This is a genomic window from Halomonas sp. H2 (assembly GCF_050215315.1).
Lineage (GTDB): Bacteria > Pseudomonadota > Gammaproteobacteria > Pseudomonadales > Halomonadaceae > Vreelandella.
Genome location: NZ_CP189760.1, coordinates 3,606,824 through 3,627,378, shown reverse-complemented (window position 1 = coordinate 3,627,378; position 20,555 = coordinate 3,606,824). Strand labels below are relative to the sequence as shown.

At 57.1% G+C, this 20,555-nt stretch carries 17 protein-coding genes and 1 tRNA gene; 10 read left to right on the top strand and 8 right to left on the bottom strand.

Going from position 1 to position 20,555, the window contains the following annotated elements:
- The first annotated feature begins 75 nt into the window (after window positions 1–75).
- Entirely contained in the window at window positions 76–1,173 is a 1,098-nt protein-coding gene (locus ACQE2I_RS16775; protein ID WP_427029176.1) for a hypothetical protein, read from the top strand.
- Between the two features lie 261 nt (window positions 1,174–1,434).
- Here the strand turns inward: ACQE2I_RS16775 and ACQE2I_RS16770 are convergent.
- Window positions 1,435–1,511 (bottom strand) — tRNA-Met (locus ACQE2I_RS16770).
- A gap of 246 nt (window positions 1,512–1,757) precedes the next feature.
- Here ACQE2I_RS16770 and ACQE2I_RS16765 point away from each other — a divergent pair.
- Entirely contained in the window at window positions 1,758–3,113 is a 1,356-nt protein-coding gene (locus ACQE2I_RS16765; protein WP_427029175.1) for an IS1182 family transposase, read from the top strand.
- A gap of 168 nt (window positions 3,114–3,281) precedes the next feature.
- Here ACQE2I_RS16765 and dxs read toward each other — a convergent pair whose 3' ends face one another.
- Genes dxs through ACQE2I_RS16750 form a run of 3 tightly spaced genes read right to left on the bottom strand, consistent with a single transcriptional unit; the run spans window position 3,282 to window position 6,399 of the window.
- Window positions 3,282–5,207: a 1-deoxy-D-xylulose-5-phosphate synthase gene (gene dxs, locus ACQE2I_RS16760; RefSeq protein WP_427029174.1), complete on the bottom strand. Its 1,926-nt coding sequence runs from the start codon at window positions 5,205–5,207 to the stop codon at window positions 3,282–3,284.
- 14 nt (window positions 5,208–5,221) lie between these two features.
- Entirely contained in the window at window positions 5,222–6,115 is an 894-nt protein-coding gene (ispA, locus tag ACQE2I_RS16755; RefSeq protein ID WP_427029173.1) for a (2E,6E)-farnesyl diphosphate synthase, read from the bottom strand.
- On the bottom strand, window positions 6,109–6,399 hold the full coding sequence (locus tag ACQE2I_RS16750; protein WP_427029172.1) for an exodeoxyribonuclease VII small subunit: 291 nt from the start codon (window positions 6,397–6,399) through the stop codon (window positions 6,109–6,111). The genes ispA and ACQE2I_RS16750 overlap by 7 nt, the downstream gene beginning before the upstream one ends.
- Window positions 6,400–6,636: 237 nt before the next feature.
- Here ACQE2I_RS16750 and serA point away from each other — a divergent pair, with 237 nt between their 5' ends.
- Window positions 6,637–7,881, top strand: a complete 1,245-nt coding sequence (gene serA, locus ACQE2I_RS16745; protein WP_427029171.1) for a phosphoglycerate dehydrogenase — start codon at window positions 6,637–6,639, stop codon at window positions 7,879–7,881.
- Window positions 7,882–7,951: 70 nt separating this feature from the next.
- On the opposite strand, the gene ACQE2I_RS16740 is transcribed toward serA, so the two are convergent.
- Entirely contained in the window at window positions 7,952–8,641 is a 690-nt protein-coding gene (locus ACQE2I_RS16740; protein WP_427029170.1) for a pirin family protein, read from the bottom strand.
- A 183-nt stretch (window positions 8,642–8,824) separates the two neighbouring features.
- Here ACQE2I_RS16740 and ACQE2I_RS16735 point away from each other — a divergent pair, with 183 nt between their 5' ends.
- The 5 genes from ACQE2I_RS16735 (at window position 8,825) to ybiO (ending at window position 14,714) form a co-directional block, all read left to right on the top strand.
- The gene (locus ACQE2I_RS16735) at window positions 8,825–9,796 is read left to right on the top strand and encodes a rhodanese-related sulfurtransferase (RefSeq protein ID WP_427029169.1); all 972 of its coding nucleotides are present in this window, start codon (window positions 8,825–8,827) and stop codon (window positions 9,794–9,796) included.
- Window positions 9,797–9,860: 64 nt separating this feature from the next.
- Window positions 9,861–10,685: an enoyl-CoA hydratase gene (locus tag ACQE2I_RS16730; protein ID WP_427029168.1), complete on the top strand. Its 825-nt coding sequence runs from the start codon at window positions 9,861–9,863 to the stop codon at window positions 10,683–10,685.
- A gap of 176 nt (window positions 10,686–10,861) precedes the next feature.
- Window positions 10,862–11,683 (top strand): IclR family transcriptional regulator domain-containing protein, encoded by an 822-nt coding sequence (locus ACQE2I_RS16725; protein ID WP_427029167.1) that lies wholly within the window; start codon window positions 10,862–10,864, stop codon window positions 11,681–11,683.
- Window positions 11,684–11,700: 17 nt separating this feature from the next.
- Complete coding sequence (locus ACQE2I_RS16720) at window positions 11,701–12,132, top strand: YqaA family protein (protein WP_427029166.1); 432 nt, start codon at window positions 11,701–11,703, stop codon at window positions 12,130–12,132.
- A 170-nt stretch (window positions 12,133–12,302) separates the two neighbouring features.
- Complete coding sequence (gene ybiO / locus ACQE2I_RS16715; RefSeq protein ID WP_427029165.1) at window positions 12,303–14,714, top strand: mechanosensitive channel protein; 2,412 nt, start codon at window positions 12,303–12,305, stop codon at window positions 14,712–14,714.
- Window positions 14,715–14,796: 82 nt separating this feature from the next.
- Here the strand turns inward: ybiO and ACQE2I_RS16710 are convergent, their stop codons facing one another.
- Window positions 14,797–15,543, bottom strand: coding sequence for an SDR family NAD(P)-dependent oxidoreductase (locus ACQE2I_RS16710; RefSeq protein ID WP_427029164.1), 747 nt, complete (start codon window positions 15,541–15,543; stop codon window positions 14,797–14,799).
- 166 nt (window positions 15,544–15,709) lie between these two features.
- Here ACQE2I_RS16710 and folK point away from each other — a divergent pair, with 166 nt between their 5' ends.
- Window positions 15,710–16,165: a 2-amino-4-hydroxy-6-hydroxymethyldihydropteridine diphosphokinase gene (gene folK / locus ACQE2I_RS16705; protein ID WP_427029163.1), complete on the top strand. Its 456-nt coding sequence runs from the start codon at window positions 15,710–15,712 to the stop codon at window positions 16,163–16,165.
- 19 nt (window positions 16,166–16,184) lie between these two features.
- Here the strand turns inward: folK and ACQE2I_RS16700 are convergent, their stop codons facing one another.
- Together ACQE2I_RS16700 and ACQE2I_RS16695 are read right to left on the bottom strand one after the other, a co-directional pair.
- Window positions 16,185–17,753 (bottom strand): BCCT family transporter, encoded by a 1,569-nt coding sequence (locus ACQE2I_RS16700; RefSeq protein WP_427029162.1) that lies wholly within the window; start codon window positions 17,751–17,753, stop codon window positions 16,185–16,187.
- A 259-nt stretch (window positions 17,754–18,012) separates the two neighbouring features.
- Window positions 18,013–18,759 carry a DUF481 domain-containing protein gene (locus ACQE2I_RS16695; protein ID WP_427029161.1) on the bottom strand — a complete coding sequence of 249 codons (747 nt, stop codon included), beginning with the start codon at window positions 18,757–18,759 and terminating at the stop codon, window positions 18,013–18,015.
- Between the two features lie 98 nt (window positions 18,760–18,857).
- Between ACQE2I_RS16695 and ACQE2I_RS16690 the strand changes: the two genes are divergently transcribed.
- Window positions 18,858–20,543, top strand: a complete 1,686-nt coding sequence (locus ACQE2I_RS16690) for an ATP-binding protein (RefSeq protein WP_427029160.1) — start codon at window positions 18,858–18,860, stop codon at window positions 20,541–20,543.
- The last annotated feature ends 12 nt before the right edge of the window (window positions 20,544–20,555 follow it).

The following is a 20,555-nucleotide window of genomic DNA, read 5'->3' as shown; positions in this document are numbered from 1 at the left end:
CTCGGTTAAGCTCGATCGTGCCCGACTCGGCACGCGCGAGCGTCCGGGTAACCACCTGAACAAGAAGGGATGCCCATGCGTTTCAAGACATTTCTTTCGGTAGCGGCCGTGTTGGCCGTCCCTGCCACCTCTTTCACTTTGCCCGTCCAGGCCGCGGAGACAACCAGCGGTTACAGCTACACGCTGCATGCGGCCAAACCTTCCGTGGAGGATTTGGGCCAATTTCCACCGCAATACGAGGATCCGATAGCCAGGCATGTGCTGCAGGGGCCCGAACACACTCTGATGTGGCGCAACAGTGCATCCCGAGGCGACACTAACAACGCCACCTTTGCCCTTGGCGAGCGGCACATGGGCCTGTACGTCCCGTACTGGGAGCCGGGTAAATCGGCATCGGAGACCACCGGCTGGAATGATTATGGCGACGAGCTCACTTACTCCAGTTTCAGCGTCAATGTCGAGCGGGCCGAGGGCGAACGCGAGATTGCCGGTGGCATGGCGCAACATTATGTATTGACCGCCGACTACACCCGCCACCAGGGGGACGATCCGGCCAGCGGACGTAATCGAATACACTCGGACTTGTGGGTGTTGGCCGATAAACCGTTTTCCTTTGCGCCATTTCACGTCTCGGGAGCCTACGAAGACCCCCGTCTCGGGGCTGCCGTGGTGGCCGAGCTAGGCGAGCTGGGCATGGTGGTGCGCAGCGATGCGCGCTACTCGAGCGTTGCTGTCGACGACGGCGGCAACGAGACCGGCTTCAAACATGAAGGCACCCTGACGACATGGATAGCCGACCTTGAGCCCGCTGAAGTACCCGTGGTGAATCTGCCGGTCGCTGACCACAACACCATGGATGCGCTGCAGGACGGATTCCGGCAGCATCAAGACGAAGCCTGCAAGGCTGCCATCGCCGGCTCGACACCGGAGTTCATCAAGCCGATTCTGAGTGCCGACCAGCAGCCGGCCGCACTCAAAGACTTGCGCGAGTCCTGCAAGGCCCATGTCATGCGGCCATTTACCCAAGCCTTGAGGGACGATCCGCAGTCGGAATGTGAAGGCATCCTGGCCGGCGAGACACCCGACGTCGTTAGTCAGGTGCTCGATGAGAACGAACAAAAGGACTTCATGCAAGGCGCCGTCTCGTTTTGCGAAAAACACGCGGAAAGCTAGCGGATGGGTCACGGAGGAATTCAGGAGGGCAGACCAAAAAAGGCAGACCAGTAAGTAACTGGTTTGCCTATAAAAAATTGGTAGCGGAGACCGGGTTTGAATGAAGTGGACCCCATTCACTGGATCGCCTGAAGGTCATTGCTTGAAAATTTTCCCAACGCAAAGCATGCCCGCACTGTCACGCAGGTGTCACAGACTTTTTTATGGGCTCAGCAAAAAAAGAGGCAGACCAGTAAGTTACTGATCTGCCTCTTAAAATATTGGTAGCGGGGACCGGATTTGAACCGATGACCTTCGGGTTATGAGCCCGACGAGCTACCAGACTGCTCCACCCCGCATCAACGTGAGGCGTATTATACAGGCTTTGCGGGCCCGGTCAACAGGCCATTCGCAGTAACGTGAATAACACCCAAAATGGTCCATAGTGTGTGCAACTGTTACGTTAAGGTGGCAGTTGCGTTGGCCATATCGTGATCGGGGGCTAGGCGAGATGGCCTCATCGATTCTGAGATTCTAGCAGTCTGTCGGGTTTTCGATAACGACGTGAGATACTCTCATCATGCTGCCACTACTGGAACGTCGCCATGAGCCGCTTCATCCCCGTTGACCGCCAGACCGACTATCTCCTGCCGCCTTCGGTGGACGAGTGGCTGCCCGATGGCCACCTGGCACGGTTCGTGGTGGATATTGTCGAGCAACTGGATCTTTCGGCATTGACGCGGCGCTACGCCGGCCGCGGGCACAAGGCGCATCACCCGGCCGTGCTGCTGAGCCTGCTGGTCTACGGCTACGCCACCGGGGTGGTCTCCAGCCGCAAGATTGAGCGTGCTACCTATGACTCGGTGGCGTTCCGCTACCTGGCCGCCAACACTCACCCCGACCACGACACGCTGGCCACCTTTCGCCGCCGCTTTTTGCCGGAACTGGAGCAGTTGTTCGTGCAGGTGCTGCTGCTGGCCCGCGAGATGAAGCTGCTCAAGCTCGGCGCCATCGCCCTGGACGGCACCAAGCTCAAGGCCAACGCCAGCAAGCACAAGGCGCTATCGTATGGCCACGCCAAGAAGCTGGAGGCGCAGTTCAGGGCGGAGGTGAAAGCGCTGACGCAGCGGGCCGAGTCGGCGGACAAGGAGGACGCTGCCGATGGCATGGATATCCCGGCCGAGATCGCCCGCCGTGAAGCACGCCTGGCGGCGATCGCTGAGGCGAAGGCCAGGATCGAGGCGCGAGCGGCGGAACGGGACGCCGCCGAGCAAGCGACCTACCAGGAAAAGGTGGCGCGGCGGGATGCGCAGCGCAAGGCCGGCAAGAAGCCCCGCGGGCGTGATCCCGAACCGCCGACGGGTGGCTCGCGTGACAAGGATCAGGTCAACCTCACCGACCCGCAGTCACGCATCATGCCGGTCACCGGCAAGGGCTTTGACCAGTGCTACAACGCCCAGGCCGCCGTTGATACCGATAGTTTGCTGGTGACCCATGTCCACGTCACTCAGGCGACCAACGACAAGCAGCAAGTCATGCCGTTACTGACGGCCTGGCAAGGCTACCCGGAGGTGCTGGGAAAGCCTGACCACCTGCTGGGTGATACCGGCTACTTCAGTGCCGCCAATATCCAGGCCTGCCATGACCATGGCATCGAACCGCTATTGGCGATGAAGCGTGACATCCATCACCTTCCGGTCTTCGAGCGTTTCGCCGCTGATCCGCCTGCACCCAAGAGCGAGGACCCTGTCGAGCAGATGGCGCATCGCTTGAAGACGCAGGCAGGGCGTGCGCTCTATGCGTTGCGCAAGCATACGGTGGAGCCGGTCTTCGGGATCATCAAACACGTGATGGGATTCCGTCAGTTCTCGCTACGTGGTCTGGATAAGGTCAGCGGCGAATGGCGACTGGCCACCTTGGCATGGAACATCAAGCGGATGCATCGCCTGGCATCAGGCTGAGGGGACCGCCCTCGTCGGGCAGGTGGCCGATACAAGCGCTCAGGCCGCTACGGGAGCACCGGATGGCGTCATGTTGCTGACGTAACCGGCACCAACACGAAAAATTGTGAGAAGTGGACGTCGTCACCGTGAGCGGCACCCATAACCCGACAGACTGCTAGAAGCAGTTTAAGGTAGCCGGGCACGAATGGCGCACTCGATGCCTTCGATATCTAATTGGCAGTCGGCAAGCAACTGCGCAGGCGTGCCGTGCTCTACAAAGGCGTCCGGCAGGCCGAGGTTAAGCACTTCTACCTGAACGCCTTCGGCGTGGAGCAGCTCATTCACGGCGCTGCCCGCGCCACCGGCAATCACGTTCTCTTCCAGTGTCACCAGCAGTTCGTGCTCGTCGGCAGCGTGCAGCACCGCATCGCGATCCAGCGGTTTGATGGAGCGCATATTGATATGAGTGGCGTTCAACTTTTCGGCGACTTCCGCCGCGGCGCTGTTGAGGCTGCCAAAGGCAAGCAGCGCGATACGCACGCCGTCGTTGGCGGCATGGCGGCGTACTTCTGCTTTACCAATGGTCAGCGGCTCAAGGTGCGTGGGTGTCTCCACGCCTGGGCCAGTGCCGCGGGGGTAGCGTACAGCGGCAGGGCCGGGGTGGTGATAAGCGGCACTTAACATGGCGCGGCACTCGGCCTCATCCGCCGGGGCCAGAATCACCATGTCGGGCACGCAGCGCAGAAAGGAGAGGTCCATGCTGCCGTGGTGGGTGGGGCCGTCTTCGCCCACTAAGCCCGCGCGGTCAATGGCAAAGGTGACGTCCAGGTTCTGTACCGCGACATCGTGAATAAGCTGGTCGTAGCCGCGCTGCAGAAAGGTGGAGTAAATCGCCACCACCGGCTTCATGCCTTCGCAGGCCATACCCGCCGCCAGCGTTACCGCGTGCTGCTCGGCAATCGCCACATCAAAATAGCGCTGTGGATACTCTTTTGAGAAGCGAATCAGGTCTGAGCCTTCGCGCATGGCGGGGGTAATGCCCATTAGACGCGGATCGGTGGCCGCCATATCGCATAACCAGTCGCCAAACACATTGCAGTATTTTTTCTTAGGGGCAGCTTCTTTGCTGATGGGCTTTTTGGCGGCGCCGGTGTTGGCAACAGCGCTGGGTTTTTCCAGCTTGGTAATCGCGTGGTAGCCAATCTGATCCGCCTCGGCGGGCAGGAAACCTTTACCTTTGACTGTTTTGATATGCAGGAACTGCGGGCCGTCGAGGCCGCGCAGGTTCTCCAGCGTTTCGGTTAGCGCACCGAGATTGTGGCCATCAATCGGGCCAACGTAATTAAAGCCCATCTCTTCAAACAGCGTGGCGGGGCTGACCATGCCTTTCATATGCTCTTCGGTGCGCCGGGCAAGCTCTAACGCGCCGGGCAGGTGGGAGAGTACTTTTTTGCTCTCTTCGCGTATTTTCAGGTAGGGCTTGCTGGAGAGCACTCGGGCAAGGTAGGTCGCCATGCCGCCAACGTTCTCGGAAATCGACATCTCGTTATCGTTGAGCACCACCAGTAGGTTGGCATCTACGTGGCCCGCGTGGGCCAGGGCTTCAAAGGCCATGCCTGCGGTAAGCGCCCCATCGCCAATAATCGCGCACACACGGCGTTTATCGCCCTGGGCTTTCGCTGCTAACGCCATACCCAGCGCTGCCGAAATCGAGGTGCTGGAGTGGCCGACACCAAAGGTGTCGTACTCGGATTCGGCGCGGCGGGGAAACGCCGCTAAGCCGCTGTGTTGGCGAATGCTCAGCATCGTCTCGCGGCGGCCGGTAAGGATCTTATGCGGATACGCCTGGTGGCCAACGTCCCAGACTAAACGGTCATGGGGCGTATTAAAGGCGTGGTGCAGGGCAACGCTGAGCTCGACCACCCCTAGGCCTGCGCCAAAGTGCCCGCCAGAAACACCCACGCTATACAGCAAGTAGGCGCGCAGCTCGTCGGCCAGTTGGGCAAGCTGATGGGCGTTCATGGCCCGCAGCGCAGCGGGATGGTCAAAAGAGTCAAGCAGCGGCGTCGCTGGGCGCTCGCGGGGAATCTCGTCGAACAGCTTCATGGGCATGTTTTCATAAACGTTTAGTGGTCGCGCTCGATCATATAGTGGGCTAAATCGGCCAGCGGTGCGGCGCGTTCGCCCAATGGGGCGAGCGCGGCAATGGCCTCGTCAATCAGGCTGTGCGCTTTGCGTTGAGCGCCCTCTAACCCCAGCAGGCTGGGGTAGGTAGGCTTCGCGCGTGCGGCATCGGCGCCTGACGTTTTGCCTAGGGTAACGGTGTCGCCAGTCACATCGAGGATGTCGTCGTGAATCTGAAAGGCTAGACCAATGGCGCGCGCGTAGCGAGTCAGCGCATTTAAGCGCGGGTCGTCGTCGGTGACTGCGACCAAGCCGCCCAAGCGCACGGCGGCGACAATCAGGGCGCCGGTTTTATGCGCATGCATGTGGGCCAGGGCGTCGACATTCGGGTGGCCGCCAACGGCATCTAAATCCAACGCCTGACCCGCCACCATGCCATCGCGGCCGGAGGCTGAGGCTAGTGTGTGTACCAAGTGACTCAAGCGTGGATGCGCGGTATTGGCGAGTACCTCAAACGCCAGCGCCTGGAGGGCATCGCCGGCGAGAATCGCACTCGCTTCATCAAAGGCTTTGTGCACCGTGGGCTGACCGCGGCGCAGGTCGTCATCATCCATGGCAGGCAGGTCATCATGGATCAACGAGTAGGCGTGGATTAACTCAATCGCCGCGGCGGGAGCGTCTAGCGCATTATCGTCAGCGCCTAGCGCGTTGCCGGCCATATACACCAGCAGCGGGCGCAGGCGTTTACCTCCCGCCAGCAGGCCATGGCGCATGGCGGCCTCAAGCCGTGGCGCTATGGCCGGGCGGCTATCAAACAACGCCGCTAGCGTGGCGTCTACGCGGCGATTGCTGGTCTGGCGCAGGGTGGCGAGCCGGCTAGGCTGCATGGCTACCATGGGGGCGTCTCCTTGCTCTCATCCTCGGCCGCATCCTTGGGGGCGTCGGGGCCAGCAAACGGCGTGACGTTTAAACGTCCTTCGCTGTCTTCACTGAGCGCACGTACCTTAAGCTCGGCGCTGTCCAGGCGCTGTTGGGCATCGCGGGTTAATCGCACGCCCTGTTCAAACGCCGTCAGCGCATCTTCCAATGAGAGCTCGCCTGACTCAAGACGTTCAACGATGGTTTCCAGTTGCTCAACCGTCGCGGCAAAATCCTGCGGGGGTGATGTCGTGTCGCTCATTGGGGTGTGCCTGCAAACCGATATTTTTAAAATAAGCGCACAGTATACACCGACGCTTGGGGGTGGCGTCTGCCTTTCAGCCTACGCTAATGGTGGCGACTTGCGATCCATTCATCGTCAGTACGCACACTTTTCATCATCTTAACCCGGCCTGACCGGGTCCGGCTGTGCTACGATATGCGCCTCCTGTGAACCGATACACGGCGCCTGCCGCCGACTATAGAGGTTGATTCAGCCATGGCCAAAACGTCCCTGGACAAGAGCAAGATCAAAATCCTGCTACTCGAGGGCGTCCACCAAAGTGCGGTGGACAATTTTCACAACGCCGGTTATGAAAATATCGAGCACCTGCCCACATCGCTGGATGAAGACGCGCTGATCGAGAAGCTCCGCGATGTTCATTTCATCGGTATTCGTTCCCGCACCCAGTTGACGGAGCGCGTGTTCGAGGCGGCGGAGAAGCTAGTCGGCGTTGGCTGTTTTTGTATCGGCACCAATCAGGTCGATTTGACCGCTGCGCTTACCCGCGGTATTGCGGTGTTTAACGCGCCATATTCCAACACCCGTTCGGTGGCCGAGCTGGTGCTGGCAGAAGCGATCATGCTGCTACGCGGTGTTCCGGAGAAAAATGCCCGTGCCCACCAGGGCGGCTGGCTGAAATCGGCCAAAAATTCCCACGAGGCGCGCGGTAAAACCCTCGGTATCGTGGGTTACGGTAGCATCGGCGCTCAGCTTTCTGTGCTGGCCGAATCGCTCGGCTTTAACGTCATTTTTTACGATGTGATTGCTAAACTAGGTATGGGTAATGCCAGCCAAGTCAGTAGCCTTGATGAGCTGCTGGGTCGCGCCGATGTGGTCAGCCTACACGTGCCCGATCTTGCCTCCACCCGCTGGATGATCGGCGCGAAAGAGGTTGCCGCCATGAAGCAAGGCGCTATCTTGATTAACGCCGCGCGCGGCAGCGTAGTGGAAATCGAGCCGCTGGCAGATGCGATTAAAGCGGGCAAGCTCAATGGTGCCGCTATCGACGTCTTCCCGGTTGAGCCGAAAGGCAACAATGAGGAGTTCCAGAGCCCGCTACGCGGCCTGGAGAACGTGATTCTGACGCCGCACGTAGGTGGTTCGACCCTGGAAGCTCAGGAGAACATCGGGATCGAAGTGTCGGAAAAACTGATCACTTACTCCGACAACGGCACCACCGTGACGTCAGTCAACTTCCCCGAAGTGGCGTTGCCTGCTCACCCAGACAAGCACCGTTTGCTGCACATTCACGACAACGTGCCGGGCGTACTGTCGCAGATTAACCGTGTGCTTTCTGAGAATGGCATTAACATCTCCGGTCAGTACCTGCAGACCAACGAAAAAGTCGGCTATGTGGTTATCGATGTGGATAAAGCCTACGGCCCCCAGGCGCTGGAAGCCTTGAAGCAGGTGGAGCACACACTGAAAATTCGTGCGCTCTACTCGTCGCAAAATAGTTAGGCAGTACATTACTATCAAAACGGCCCTTGTTAGGGCCGTTTTGCGTTGGGCTAAGCGTTTTAACTGAGGATTAGGCCAAATCAAACAGCAGCACTTCGCCTGCTTCTTTACCCATCAGATTGATTGCCTCTTCCGGCTCAAACGCCGCGGCGTCGCCGGCGCTGAGTGTCTCGCCGTTCACCTCCATTTCGCCGTTTACTACATGCAGCCAGGCGTAGCGCGAAGGTGGTGGTGCTACCTGTTCGCCAGCGCTAAACAAGCCCGAGTACAGATTAACGTCCTGATTAATACTCACCGACCCATCGCGCCCCTCTAGCGAAGTCACCAGCCGCCACTGGCCCTGACGCTCGGCGGTAGGAAAGGCTTTCTGCTCGTAGCTGGGATTGATGCCGAGCTGCTTGGGCTCAATCCAAATCTGCAAAAAATGCAGCCCGTTCTGCTTGGAGTGGTTGAACTCGCTATGCAGTACGCCGGTTCCCGCCGACATACGCTGCACGTCGCCAGGGCGCATCACTTCACCGTTGCCCATGTTGTCTTTGTGCTCCATCTCACCTTCAAGTACGTAGGAGATAATCTCCATATCCCGATGAGGGTGAGCGCCAAAGCCATGGCCGCCAGCGACGCGGTCTTCATTGATCACGCGCAGGGCGCGAAAGCCCATATGCTTGGGATCCATATAGTTGGCAAATGAGAAAGTATGGAAAGAGCGTAGCCAGCCGTGGTCGGCGTAGCCGCGTTCGTTAGCACGACGAATAATCATGGTGTTCTCCGCGAGTTGCGTGTGGGAATAGTGACAATATACGCCTCACAGCGGCTGCGTGGGGTGAAGCTTTCAGTACGGTTGTGTCGAATAAATCGACGTTTTCCGGCGCAAATTGCGCTAAAATATGCGCGTCTTTTAACCCGGTCCGCCCTTTGCGAGGGCGACTACCAGGAGCTTTGCATGTCTGTATCCACACCGACCTCTACCCCAATGCCGCCCATCGTGGTCGCGGCACTGTACAAATTTGTTACCCTCAGCGACTTTGAAGCGCTGCGTGAGCCGCTGCGTCAAACCATGCTGGACAACGATGTAAAAGGTACGCTGCTGCTTGCCAAAGAGGGCATCAATGGCACGGTTGCGGGCAGCCGCGAAGGTATTGACGGCCTGCTTGCCTGGCTGACCGCCGACCCACGCTTGGCGGATATTGACCATAAAGAGTCTTATTGCGACGAGATGCCGTTCTACCGCACCAAGGTCAAGCTCAAAAAAGAGATCGTCACCCTAGGCGTGGCGGATATTGACCCCAACGACACCGTGGGCACCTACGTCGAACCAGAAAACTGGAACGACATCATCGCCGACCCGGAAGTGCTGGTGATCGACACGCGCAACGATTACGAAGTGGCGATTGGCAGCTTTGAACGGGCGATAGACCCTAAAACCACCACCTTCCGCGAATTCCCCGAGTACGTGCGCGAGCACTACGACCCGGAAAAGCACAAAAAGGTAGCGATGTTCTGCACCGGTGGCATCCGCTGTGAAAAAGCCTCCAGCTTTATGCTTAAAGAGGGCTTTGAAGAGGTCTACCACCTGAAAGGCGGTGTACTGAACTACCTGGAAAAAGTCCCGGAAGAGCAGTCACTGTGGCGTGGTGAGTGTTTTGTGTTCGATAACCGGGTCACGGTTCGCCACGATTTAAGCAAAGGCGAGTTCGAGCAGTGCCACGCCTGCCGGATGCCGATCTCTGCTGAAGATATGCAGTCTTCAGCCTACGAGCCAGGCATTAGCTGTCCCCACTGCATTGATTCGCTGCCGGAGAAAACCCGCGCGGCGGCCCGTGAACGTCAGCACCAAATCGAGCTTGCCAAGGCGCGCGGCGAGCCGCACCCATTGGGTCGCGATACCCGGCTAATGAAACGCTCTGCACGCTAACTTAGTGCGCTAGACTGATGGGCATTGTTTTACTCAATTTGAGCTTAATCAATTGGAGTTCATTATGCCCATCTCCCACGATGCAAGACCTTCTGACAGCGTAAGACCCCCTGACAGCACGATTCTCCAGCGCCTTGACCATCAAGGCGTTGTCACGCTGACGATGAGTGCGCCAGAGCGCTTTAACGCGCTCTCGGAAGCCATGCTGCAAGCCTTCCACAACGCGCTAAGCGAGATTGCCGACGATAGCAGCGTGCGCTGCGTGGTGATTGCGGCTAAAGGTAAAGCCTTCTGCGCCGGGCATGATCTGAAGCAGATGCGCGCTAACCCCGATAAAGCCTACTACCAAGCGCTATTTGACCGCTGTGGCGAGGTGATGCAAGCCATTGTGCACCTGCCGGTACCGGTGATTGCCAAAGTGCAGGGCATCGCCACCGCCGCGGGCTGCCAACTGGTCGCAAGCTGTGATTTGGCTGTCGCTGCGCGCAGCGCCCGGTTTGCTGTTTCGGGTATCAACGTTGGCTTGTTTTGCTCCACGCCGGCAGTGGCGCTGTCGCGCAACGTGGCAAGAAAGCGCGCCATGGAGATGCTGCTGAGCGGAGAATTTATCAGCGCCGAACAGGCCGCCGAATGGGGCTTAATTAACCGCGTGGCAGAGGACGGCGCCCTGGATGAAGCCACTGAAGCGCTGACCGCCAGTATTTGCGCAAAAAGCGCGGTAGCGGTGCGCACCGGCAAAGCCATGTTTGCCCGCCAGCTCGCCATGCCGCTTGACGAAGCTTACGCCTTTGCCGGTGAAACCATGGCCTGCAATATGCTGGCCGAGGACGTAGGCGAAGGAATTGATGCCTTTATCGCCAAACGGCCACCGCAGTGGCGGCATCGCTGAGGTGCCGTCACTGAATGAATGGAATTCGTTTCCGTAAACGCGACAGCGGCCTGGCTAGCGCGTTATCCTGACGCCCTTTGTGTTTGCAGGGAAGACGCCTTTAGTAACAGCGCTTTTAGTAGCTAGGAGCGCTTTTGGGAGCGTCTTTTTTAGGAGCGTCTTTAGGAGAAAGTCAGGTGAGTGAAGCCAAGCGCAGGACGGTTGGTCGTCCAGCGAATACCGCCAAAGCCAGCGGAGGGCATAGCCAGTCGTTGGTACGCGGTTTAACACTGTTAGAGTACCTCGCAGCCAGCCCCCTTGGGCTCGCCTTGTCAGAAGTAGCAGAGATGGCCGAATTGGCACCGTCGACCACCCACCGCCTGCTGCAAGCCCTACAGAGTCAGGGCTTTGTGACCCAGGAAAACGAACAGGGCCTGTGGCGAATCGATGTTAAAACCTTCCGCATCGGCAATAGTTTTCTGGAAGCCCGCGATGTGGTCGCCACCAGCCGGCCGTTTCTGCGCCGCTTAACCGCCGAAACCGGCGAAACGGCCAACCTGGGTATCCGCGATGGGGCCACGGCGGTATTTCTGGCTCAACACGAGTCGCCGCAGATGATGCGTATGATTACCCGCCTTGGCTCCCGAGCACCGCTGCACGCCTCGGGCGTCGGTAAAGCACTGCTGGCGTGGATGCCCGAGGACGAGCGTAGCCAACTACTGGAAGGCCGCGAGTTGTTGCGGGTGACGACGAATACGCTCTACCAGCCCGACACCCTGCAAGAGGAGATGGCGCAGATTCGTGGCCAGGGTTTTGCCTGCGACCGCGAAGAGCACGCCATTGGTCTCCACTGTGTCGCTGCCTGCGTTTTCGATGAATACAGCACGCCGCTGGCGGCGATTTCCGTTTCAGGCCCGATGGCGCGTATTCCCGAAGCCCGCTTGTTAACCCTGGGAGCCCTGGTGCGCCAAACAGCTGACGAAATTACCCAGCAACTGGGTGGCCAGGTGCCGCATTAAAGAGCGCCACTGACGCTATGCTAAGCCTGTTTTTTGTTGCCTTGGTCAGCGCCACGCTGCTACCCGGTGGGTCGGAAGTGTGGCTAGCGCGGCTGTGGTGTGTCGGCGAGCCACCGTTGGTGCTTTGGCTGATTGCCACCTTGGGCAATACGCTAGGCAGCATGATTAACGTTGCATTAGGCCGCTATGCCCGCCGGTTTCAAGACCGTCGCTGGTTTCCTGCCTCGCCACGTAGCCTAGCCCGTGCAGAGGGTTGGTATTACCGCTTTGGTGAGCTGAGTCTACTGATTTCATGGGCGCCGATTATTGGCGACCCCCTTACCGTGTTGGCCGGCGTGTTCCGGCTGCCCTGGTGGCGGTCGCTGGCGTGGATTGTGATCGCTAAGGGCGCCCGCTACGCTGTGGTATTACTGCTCGCGCACTATTGGCTGGCACCGCTTTGTCAGTGAAACGCCTTATTAATCAAGTCATGTTACCCTGTACAACTTTTTAACAAGCTGTACAGTCAGTGTTAGCAAGATAGATGGCACGCAGCGTGCCCAGTTTTAAAACGCCTGCTAGCTTATAGACAGTCAGTCGTTAGATTGAAAAGAACACTCACCCAAAAGGAGGTTAAGGCGTGAAGCCACTTCGTTTACTACCCTGGCTAGGTGTCTGGCTGTTGGCGATGATTGCCATATTGGCTACGCCAGCCATGGCACAGAGCACGCCGAGTGAATCGGCCAGCGCCGAAGGCACGGCATCATCAGAAGCCTCGGCACCGACATCTTACGAGGCGCTGGCCAATTTATTGGAAGATGAGCAGTCGCGCCAAGAGTTGATTGAGATGTTGCGCAGTCAAGCCTCAGCGCTGCCCGATGGCATCGCCAATGAGCTTTCGCCAGAAGCCGCTGCTCAAGGCAGTGAGATAGCGCCGGAGGAGGTCTCGTTGCCGCGCCAGCTAGCCGAACTCACTAGTCGTGTGGTTAGCGACGTGGGCGGGCAGTTTGAGCAAGTGGTTGGCATTGTAGGCGGGCTGTTCGCCGGTCAAGAAGCCGATAGTGTCTTTGACATGGCCGCGTTCACCAGTGCGGCGATTAATCTGGGCCTTGTGATTGTCGCGACATTTGCGATGTTTATGATTTTCAGGCGCTTGGCGAAGCCGCTGTTTACGAAAATCAGTGGCTGGTCGCTGAACGATAGTAACTTAACACCGGTGTTGCGCTTGATTACCTGTGTGGCCATTGCGGCGGTGATAGATGTACTGCTGGTAAGCGTTTCCTACGTAGGCGGCAACCTATTAGCTACCTTTGCGATTGGTGAAGCGGGTGAGCTGTCTACCCGCGCCTCCCTATTCTTAAATGCCTTCCTGGTGATCGAGTTGCTCAAAGCCGGGGTGCGGATGCTGTTCTCTTCACACTATGAAGGGCTGCGCCTACTGCCTATTTCGACCCAGGAAGCGTCCTATTGGAACCGCTGGTTGGCGCGCTTGATTGGCATGGTAGGTTACGGTCTGATGGTCGTGGTGCCGTTGATTAATTTCTATGTGGCGGCGTCGTTAGGCCAGGCAGTCGGCACGCTGATCATGCTGTTGGCGTTTATTTATGCCGTGGCAGTGGTGCTTAAGAACCGCCTCCGCCTACGCAATAACCTGAATGATATGGCGGCAAAATCAACCTTAACCGCCAGCCGTGTTTCCCTGCAGCTATTTGCCCGCACTTGGCACCTGTTCGCGCTGCTGTATTTCTTAATCGTGTTTGTGCTGACGTTAACGCGGCCCGGCGATGCGCTACCCTTTGTGATGTTTGCCACCCTGAAGTCCCTGGCCGCCATCGTGGTCGGACTGCTGGTGTCGTCCTTCCTTACCCAGACCATTGGCCGCCGTATCACGCTGTCAGACGACCTGCGGCGCAAACTCCCGTTGCTTGAAAAGCGCCTGAATAGTTACGTTCCCAATGCACTGCGTGTGCTGCGTACAATCATTTTGGTCGTGGTGATCATGGTGGTGCTAAATGCCTGGGGCGCCTTTGACCTCGCGGCCTGGTACGCCTCTGAAGGCGGTGCCTTGCTGGTGGGTAATCTCTCCAGCGTTGCGATGATTTTGATCGTGGCGCTCGCTGTGTGGCTGGGCCTGGCAAGCCTGATCGAGCATAAGCTCAATCTGGAAACCGGCTCCGGCGAGCTGTCGGCGCGGGCAAAAACCTTGCTTAGCCTGTTTCGTAATGTGCTGGCGATCGCCATGGTGACGATTACCGGCATGATCGTGCTGTCGGAAATTGGCATCAATATCGGCCCGCTGATTGCCGGTGCCGGTGTGCTGGGTCTGGCGATTGGTTTTGGCGCTCAGAAGCTGGTGCAGGACGTTATCACCGGGGTGTTTATCCAGGTAGAAAATGCCATGAACACTGGCGATGTGGTGACGGTAGGCGGTGTAACAGGAACCGCCGAACGGCTTAGTATCCGTTCTGTCGGTATTCGTGACCTATCCGGTACTTATCACATCGTGCCGTTCTCAAGCGTAGACACCGTGTCTAACTACATGCGCGAGTTTGGTAACCACGTGGGTGAGTATGGTATTGCCTATCGTGAAAGCATTGATGATGCCATTGCACAGCTTCAATTGGCTTTTGAAGATCTGAAAGCCAGCGAAGAGCATAGCCATAAACTGTTGGCCGATCTAACCGTGGCGGGCGTTATCGCGCTGGCGGATAGCTCTGTGAACATCCGTGTGGTGATCAAAACGACACCAGGCGACCAATGGGCCGTGGGACGTGCCTACAATCGTCTCGTCAAGCTGCGCTTCGATGAAGCGGGTATCGAGATACCTTTCCCGCATACCACGCTCTACTTTGGACAAGATAAGACGGGGTCTGCGCCGCCCGCGAACCTGCGTGTCATGCAGCAAGCCTTTACAATCGACGGTAGTCCGGCAGGGCAACCCAAATCGGGTGATGTTACAACGGATGACAGGTTTGATCCTCGCCTCAGCCAGACAACCTCTGACACGGTCGAGCACCAAAAGCCTGACCATGATGACGTCGATGAGACTTAAATGGTCGTTATCATGAAGTGATTTCTATTAATCGCTACAGCGGGGCTGCCTTCGGGCAGCCCCGCTGCGTTTTAAGGGGTATTTAATGACGATAGTTTTCTGAGTGCCGCCCTTCCAGATTGATGGACTCACCACCATCGACAAACAGAATTTGCCCAGCTACAAAAGTATTGTCCAACAAGTAATACAGTGCTTGTACAAGGTGGGCGGGTTCTCCCTGCTGTTTCAGCGGAATGCCTTCAATACGCCACTGCACATAGTCACTGGTGCGCTGGGAGGCAGGCAGCACCACGCCGGGGGCAAGGCCATTAATGCGAATACGCGGGGCGAACTCCAGTGCTGCCATGCGGGTCATCTCCGCTAAGCTCTTTTTCGACAGTAAATATGCCGCATACGGGTATTGGTGATAGGCCACCTTATTATCGATGATATTGATCACCTGGCCCTCTTGAACGGTTTCGGCAAAGTGACGGGTGAGCAGTAGCGGGGTAAACATATTGACCCGGAACTGTGTCTCCAGCATCGCCAGCTCGGTCGCCGCGATCGGCGCTGGTTCATAGGCAGAAGCGCTGTTCAGCAGCAAATTAAGACCGGGAAAACGGCGTTTGGCCGCCTGAATTAAATCTCGCGGTTCATCGCTTAAAAAATCGCAGTGAAATATTTCACACCCCCGTCCTTTTGTGCGAATGCTGTTGGCGACCTCTTCAGCCTCTTCGTGGGAGCGATTAACATGAAGTGCAATGTCGTAACCTGCATCGGCCAGGGCCTCGGAAAAGTAGCGCCCCAAACGGGTGGCACCGCCGGTTACCAGAGCAGCTTGTTGGTGCATAACGCGTTCCCTATTGTTTAGGTGGTATAGGAGGACTTTCTGCGTGAGTGTAGCGTTTGTCTATAACTTATACAGAGCTTGCACGAAGCGCTAGATTTGGAGGTGTTAAAAAAGTGCCCTACTCTAGGGTAGTTCTACAAGGTGTCACTTTGAACAGGATGTCGCTATGCCACCCATGTCTTTACCTTCCGAACATGCCGCTCAGCTCCATGAGTGTTTTATTTCATTGGGATCCAATATCGACCCTGACCACTATTTCGTGCAAGCGCTCGAGATTATTAGCCGCGAGTGTATGTTGTTGGCACGTTCAAAAGCGATTCGTACAGCGCCTGTGGGATACCAGCAACAACCCGACTTCCTAAACGCCGCGCTGTTGGTGATCACACCACTTGAGCGCGAAACGTTTCGCGCTTACCTCAAAGGGGTGGAAGATCGCCTGGGCCGTGTGCGAGGTGCAGTTAAATCGGGCCCGCGGACTATGGATCTAGATATCGTGGCGTGGGATGGGGAGGTGGTCGATGACGGTTACTACCTGCACGACTATGTGAAAAAACCCGTCGATGAAGTGCTGGCGAGCAGTGGCCGCAGCCTTGAGCCTCAAAAGTGTTCATGCTTAAAGTAGGCACTGTAGCGCCGCTCACTTAGTCAATAATGCCCTGTGCGCGGGCCATGGCGTAGGCTGCTTTGGGGCCATCCCACAGAGAGGGCAATAGAATGAACGACACCGGGATAGCGGTTATCACAATAAATTGTTGAAGGGCCGAGATTTGGCCAGCGCCCATATATAACAGTACCGCCGCCATAATCGCCATGGCGATTCCCCAGAAGGCGCGCATATAAGGGCTTGGATCGTCGTGCCCCGCTCCCACAACCGCAATGGCGTAGCTCATCGAATCACCGGTGGTAGCGACGAATATCGTTGTTAGCACTAAAATGGCTAGCGTCATCCAGGCTCCGCCCGGCAATGCCTGGGCAACCGTCAAGGTGGCGACATCAAACTGGAAGTTATTAAGCGCCTCACTTAGCTCAATTGCGCCCGTCATTTGGTAGTAAATACCCGACCCACCGAGCAGGGTAAACCACACTGTGGTGGCAATGGGGGCGAGAATTGCCACGGCGACGATCATCTCGCGGATGCTGCGACCGCGGGAAATACGCGCCACAAAAATGGCTACCAGCGGGCCAAAACCGATAAACCACGCAAAGAAGAATACTGTCCACCACTGCAGCCACCAGGCGGGAGCGGTTTCTGCTGTTATGGTTGCCATGGGGAAAAACTCACTAATATAGACCCCCATGCTGGAAAAGTAGCTATTGAATAAAAATAGGCTAGGGCCAAACACCATAATGACGGCACCCACTGCGAGGGCCAGGAACACATTGAAACGACTCAGCGATTGCATACCTTTATGGACGCCGCTCATGGCAGAAAGTACGTACATACTGGCTAACACCGCTAATATGACCAATTTACTGGTGTAGCTGTTGGGAAGTCCGAACACTTCATGCAGGCTAAAACTGACCTGAGTAGCTAAAAAGCCAATAGGGCCTACCGTACCGGCGACAACCGCGATGACACAGCAGGCATCAATGATTCCACCCAGGGGGCCACGCATTAGCCGCTCTCCCAATAGCGGATAGAGCAGGGTGCGTGGCTGTAACGGCTGGCCTTTCACATAGTGAGCATGGGCAAGCACGATAGCGGTTAGTGATCCCAAAACCGCCCAGCCAATAAACCCCCAATGCATAAACGACTGCGCCAAGGCGTTGGAAACGGCTTCCACCGTGCCTGCTTCGCTACTAAAAGCGGGTGGCGTGACGATGAAGTGGTAGACCGGCTCTCCGGCGGCAAAAAATACCCCGCCGCCCGCAAGTAACGTACACAAAATAATCGAGAGCCACTTAAACGTGCTCATTTCTGGTGCATCTAAATTGCCGATTTTAGCTTTTGCGGCGGGTGTGACCGCCAATCCCATCGCAATAAAGAAAGTGAGTAGCAGAAGTAATTGGAAGTAACTACCCAAGGCCAATGCTGTCCAAGCGAAGCCTTTGCTGATGGACTCAGCGACTAATGTCACGTCGTAAAGTGATAGTGACAAAAAAGCGACGATAAAGCCGATGCTCAAGATCAAAACAATAGGATCGCCGAGCGAAAGCCGCCCAGAACTGTAAGCATCAGGGGCTTCGCCACTAAGGGCGGACTGGTTCATATTGAACACCTTTTAGGAGAGCAGGGAGAGGCTAAAATGAGGGCCTACCAACGCGTATGGCTAAGCGGCTTAACACCGGCTAGTGGCTAGAACAGCAGATAAAAAAAAGCGCCATTCAAGGAATGGCGCGAGGACAGGAAACTGAGCGTAGTATATCGTCAATTTAGACCAACGTCTAACATGTTTTATCTTGGTGCATGGGAGAAGTGTCAATGCACTGTATTGGCCCGTGACCATCTACGAGCTGTATAAGCAAAGCTTACCAACGATAAAGCAGGGAAGCGCTGGTGGTGCTGTCAGTACGCTCGCTAGTGTCGTCGGGCGGCTGGGAGTTGTGCTTAATTTCGTGGGATAAGCGCAGCGACAGCTTGGCATTAAGCCTCGCGGTGAGCGCTGTAAGCGAACGGGAGGTGGTGTTTTGGTCGGTATACTCCACCGACATCTCCTGCTGAATATCGGCGTAGTCGGAAAATCCCCAGCGATAATCCAGCGCGGTGTAGGTCACCATCAAGCGCTCATCGTCGTAACCGCGCAGCCGGTCATGGCGATAACCTGGGCCCGCCTCCAGCGACAGCGCATGGGTGTCATTCTCAAGAATCTGGCGCCCATAACCACCAATCGCTGACAACTGCTGGTCGTAACCGGCAAAGCGATCTTTCTCCCAGCGGGCAAAGCCAAATAGATAGTGCGGGCCGTCTAGCTCATAGCGCTCACGTCCGGCGACCAGGTACTGCTCGGCACTGGTTTCGTTATCTTTACTGACAGTGCGCACCTCGCCGCGCAGTGAGTAGGTAAACTTACCGGTTAACCAGGTCAGCAGCGTTTTGCCGATCAACGTTTGGCTATTGGTATTGCCTGAAAGGTGGGTAAACCCTAGCTCGGCATCGCCGCTGAACACGGGTGCGTCTTCTTCGGGAGGCGGTGGGGCATAAAACGGGTTGGCATAAGCCGTGGTTAACCACAGTGGCCAGCAGGCCAGCACAATAATCCATCGAACGATTGCCACTACATCCCTCCTTGGTTTCGGCAGCGGAATATTATATCAGTGAACGTCGTTTGCTGGCGCGTGCCATAATGGTGCGGTCATGCATTTCGAGTCTACTTATGAGCGTTTCTCGCCCCCGAACATTAGCCGACCTGCAGCGCTGGCGGCGAACCCGCGCAAGGCGAAGTTGGTATAAGCGCAGTTTTCGCCTGCAGGTGATGCTGTTGGTCGGGCTGCTATTGGCGGGCATGCTACTGGCTCAGGGCGCGTACCTCAATCATCGCAAGGCGGAAATTATTAGCCAGCAGATGGGCGAACGAGCGCTGGCGGTGGCTAAAACAGTGGCGTCGATGCCGCAGATTATTAACGCCTTTGCGATCCCTGACCCCTCCTTCATTATCCAGCCACTGGCGGAGCGCATACGCCAGGAAACCGGCGCGCGCTATGTGGTTGTGGGCAATGCCCGAAGTATTCGCTATTCCCACCCCGTGCCTGAACGGATAGGCCAGCCGATGGTCGGCGGCGATAATGATCAAGCGCTGATTCATGGCCAGTTTTATGTATCGGAGGCGACCGGTTCATTGGGCACCGCCATGCGTGGCAAAGCGCCGATATGGGATGAAGAAGGCAATATCATTGGCCTGGTGTCCGTCGGCTTTATGATGGATCGGGTGGCGATGGACGTGGCTCGCTACAACAGCCTTGGCTGGGCGCTGGTCGCATTGATGATTACGCTGGGCTTTGCCGGCGCCTACTGGCTGTCGCAGCACCTTAAAAAAGTCATTTTAGGCCTGGAGCCCTACGAGATCGCGCGGCTGGCGATGGAGAAAGAGGCCATTTTGCAGTCGATTCACGAGGGCATTCTGGCGGTTAACCGCGAGGGCCATATCACCTTGGTTAACCAGCAGGCGCGTCGCTTTCTCAACTTGGATGACGAGCACGTGCTGCTGGGAGAGCCCATCCGTGAGGTGGTGCCCAATTCGCGGCTACTGGACGTGCTCCGCCGCGGCGAGCAAGAGTTCGACCAGGAGATGTGGCTGGGCGATCACCCGGTGGTGGTTAACCGCGTGCCGATTCTTCATGAGGGCGAGATTGAGGGGGCAGTGGCCACTTTCCGCAGCCGTCGCGAAATTGTCGATCTCTCCCAGGCGTTGACCCAAGCCAGCCGTGATGTGGATATGCTGCGTGCCCAGGCCCACGAGTTTTCCAATAAACTCCATACCATCTCAGGATTACTTCAGTTACAGCGTATCGACGAAGCCCTGGCGCTGATCCACCAGGAGACCGAACGTGCCCAGGCGCAGATGAGTTTTTTAATGCGCAATGTGGCCGACGCGGTGCTTAGCGGCACCCTGCTGGGTAAACTAACCCGTGCGCGGGAGCTAGGCGTGACGCTGGAAATTGACGGACAAAGCTCGCTTGCTTGCCCGCTAACGTCTACCGGGCAAGAGGTAATGATGAGCGTAGTGGGCAATCTGTTGGACAACGCCTGCCATGCAGCGCTGAATGGGCCAAGCAAAGAACCCAACGTGCGGCTGTTTTTCACCGATCTGGGCGAACAGCTGCTGATCGAAGTGGAAGATAACGGGCCAGGTGTGCCTGCTCAATTTGCCGAGTCGATTTTCCAGGAGGGGGTTTCGACCAAAACCGGCAAACACCAGGGTATTGGTCTGGCGCTGGTGGCAAGGCTCTGCCGTCAACATGGCGGCGAGGTAACCCTGGAAGAGAGTGAACTGGGCGGCGCGTGCTTTATCGCGGTACTCGACCGCTCGCTGTGCCAAAAGCAGTTTCAGCAACAGCCTTAAAAATGGTTTTAA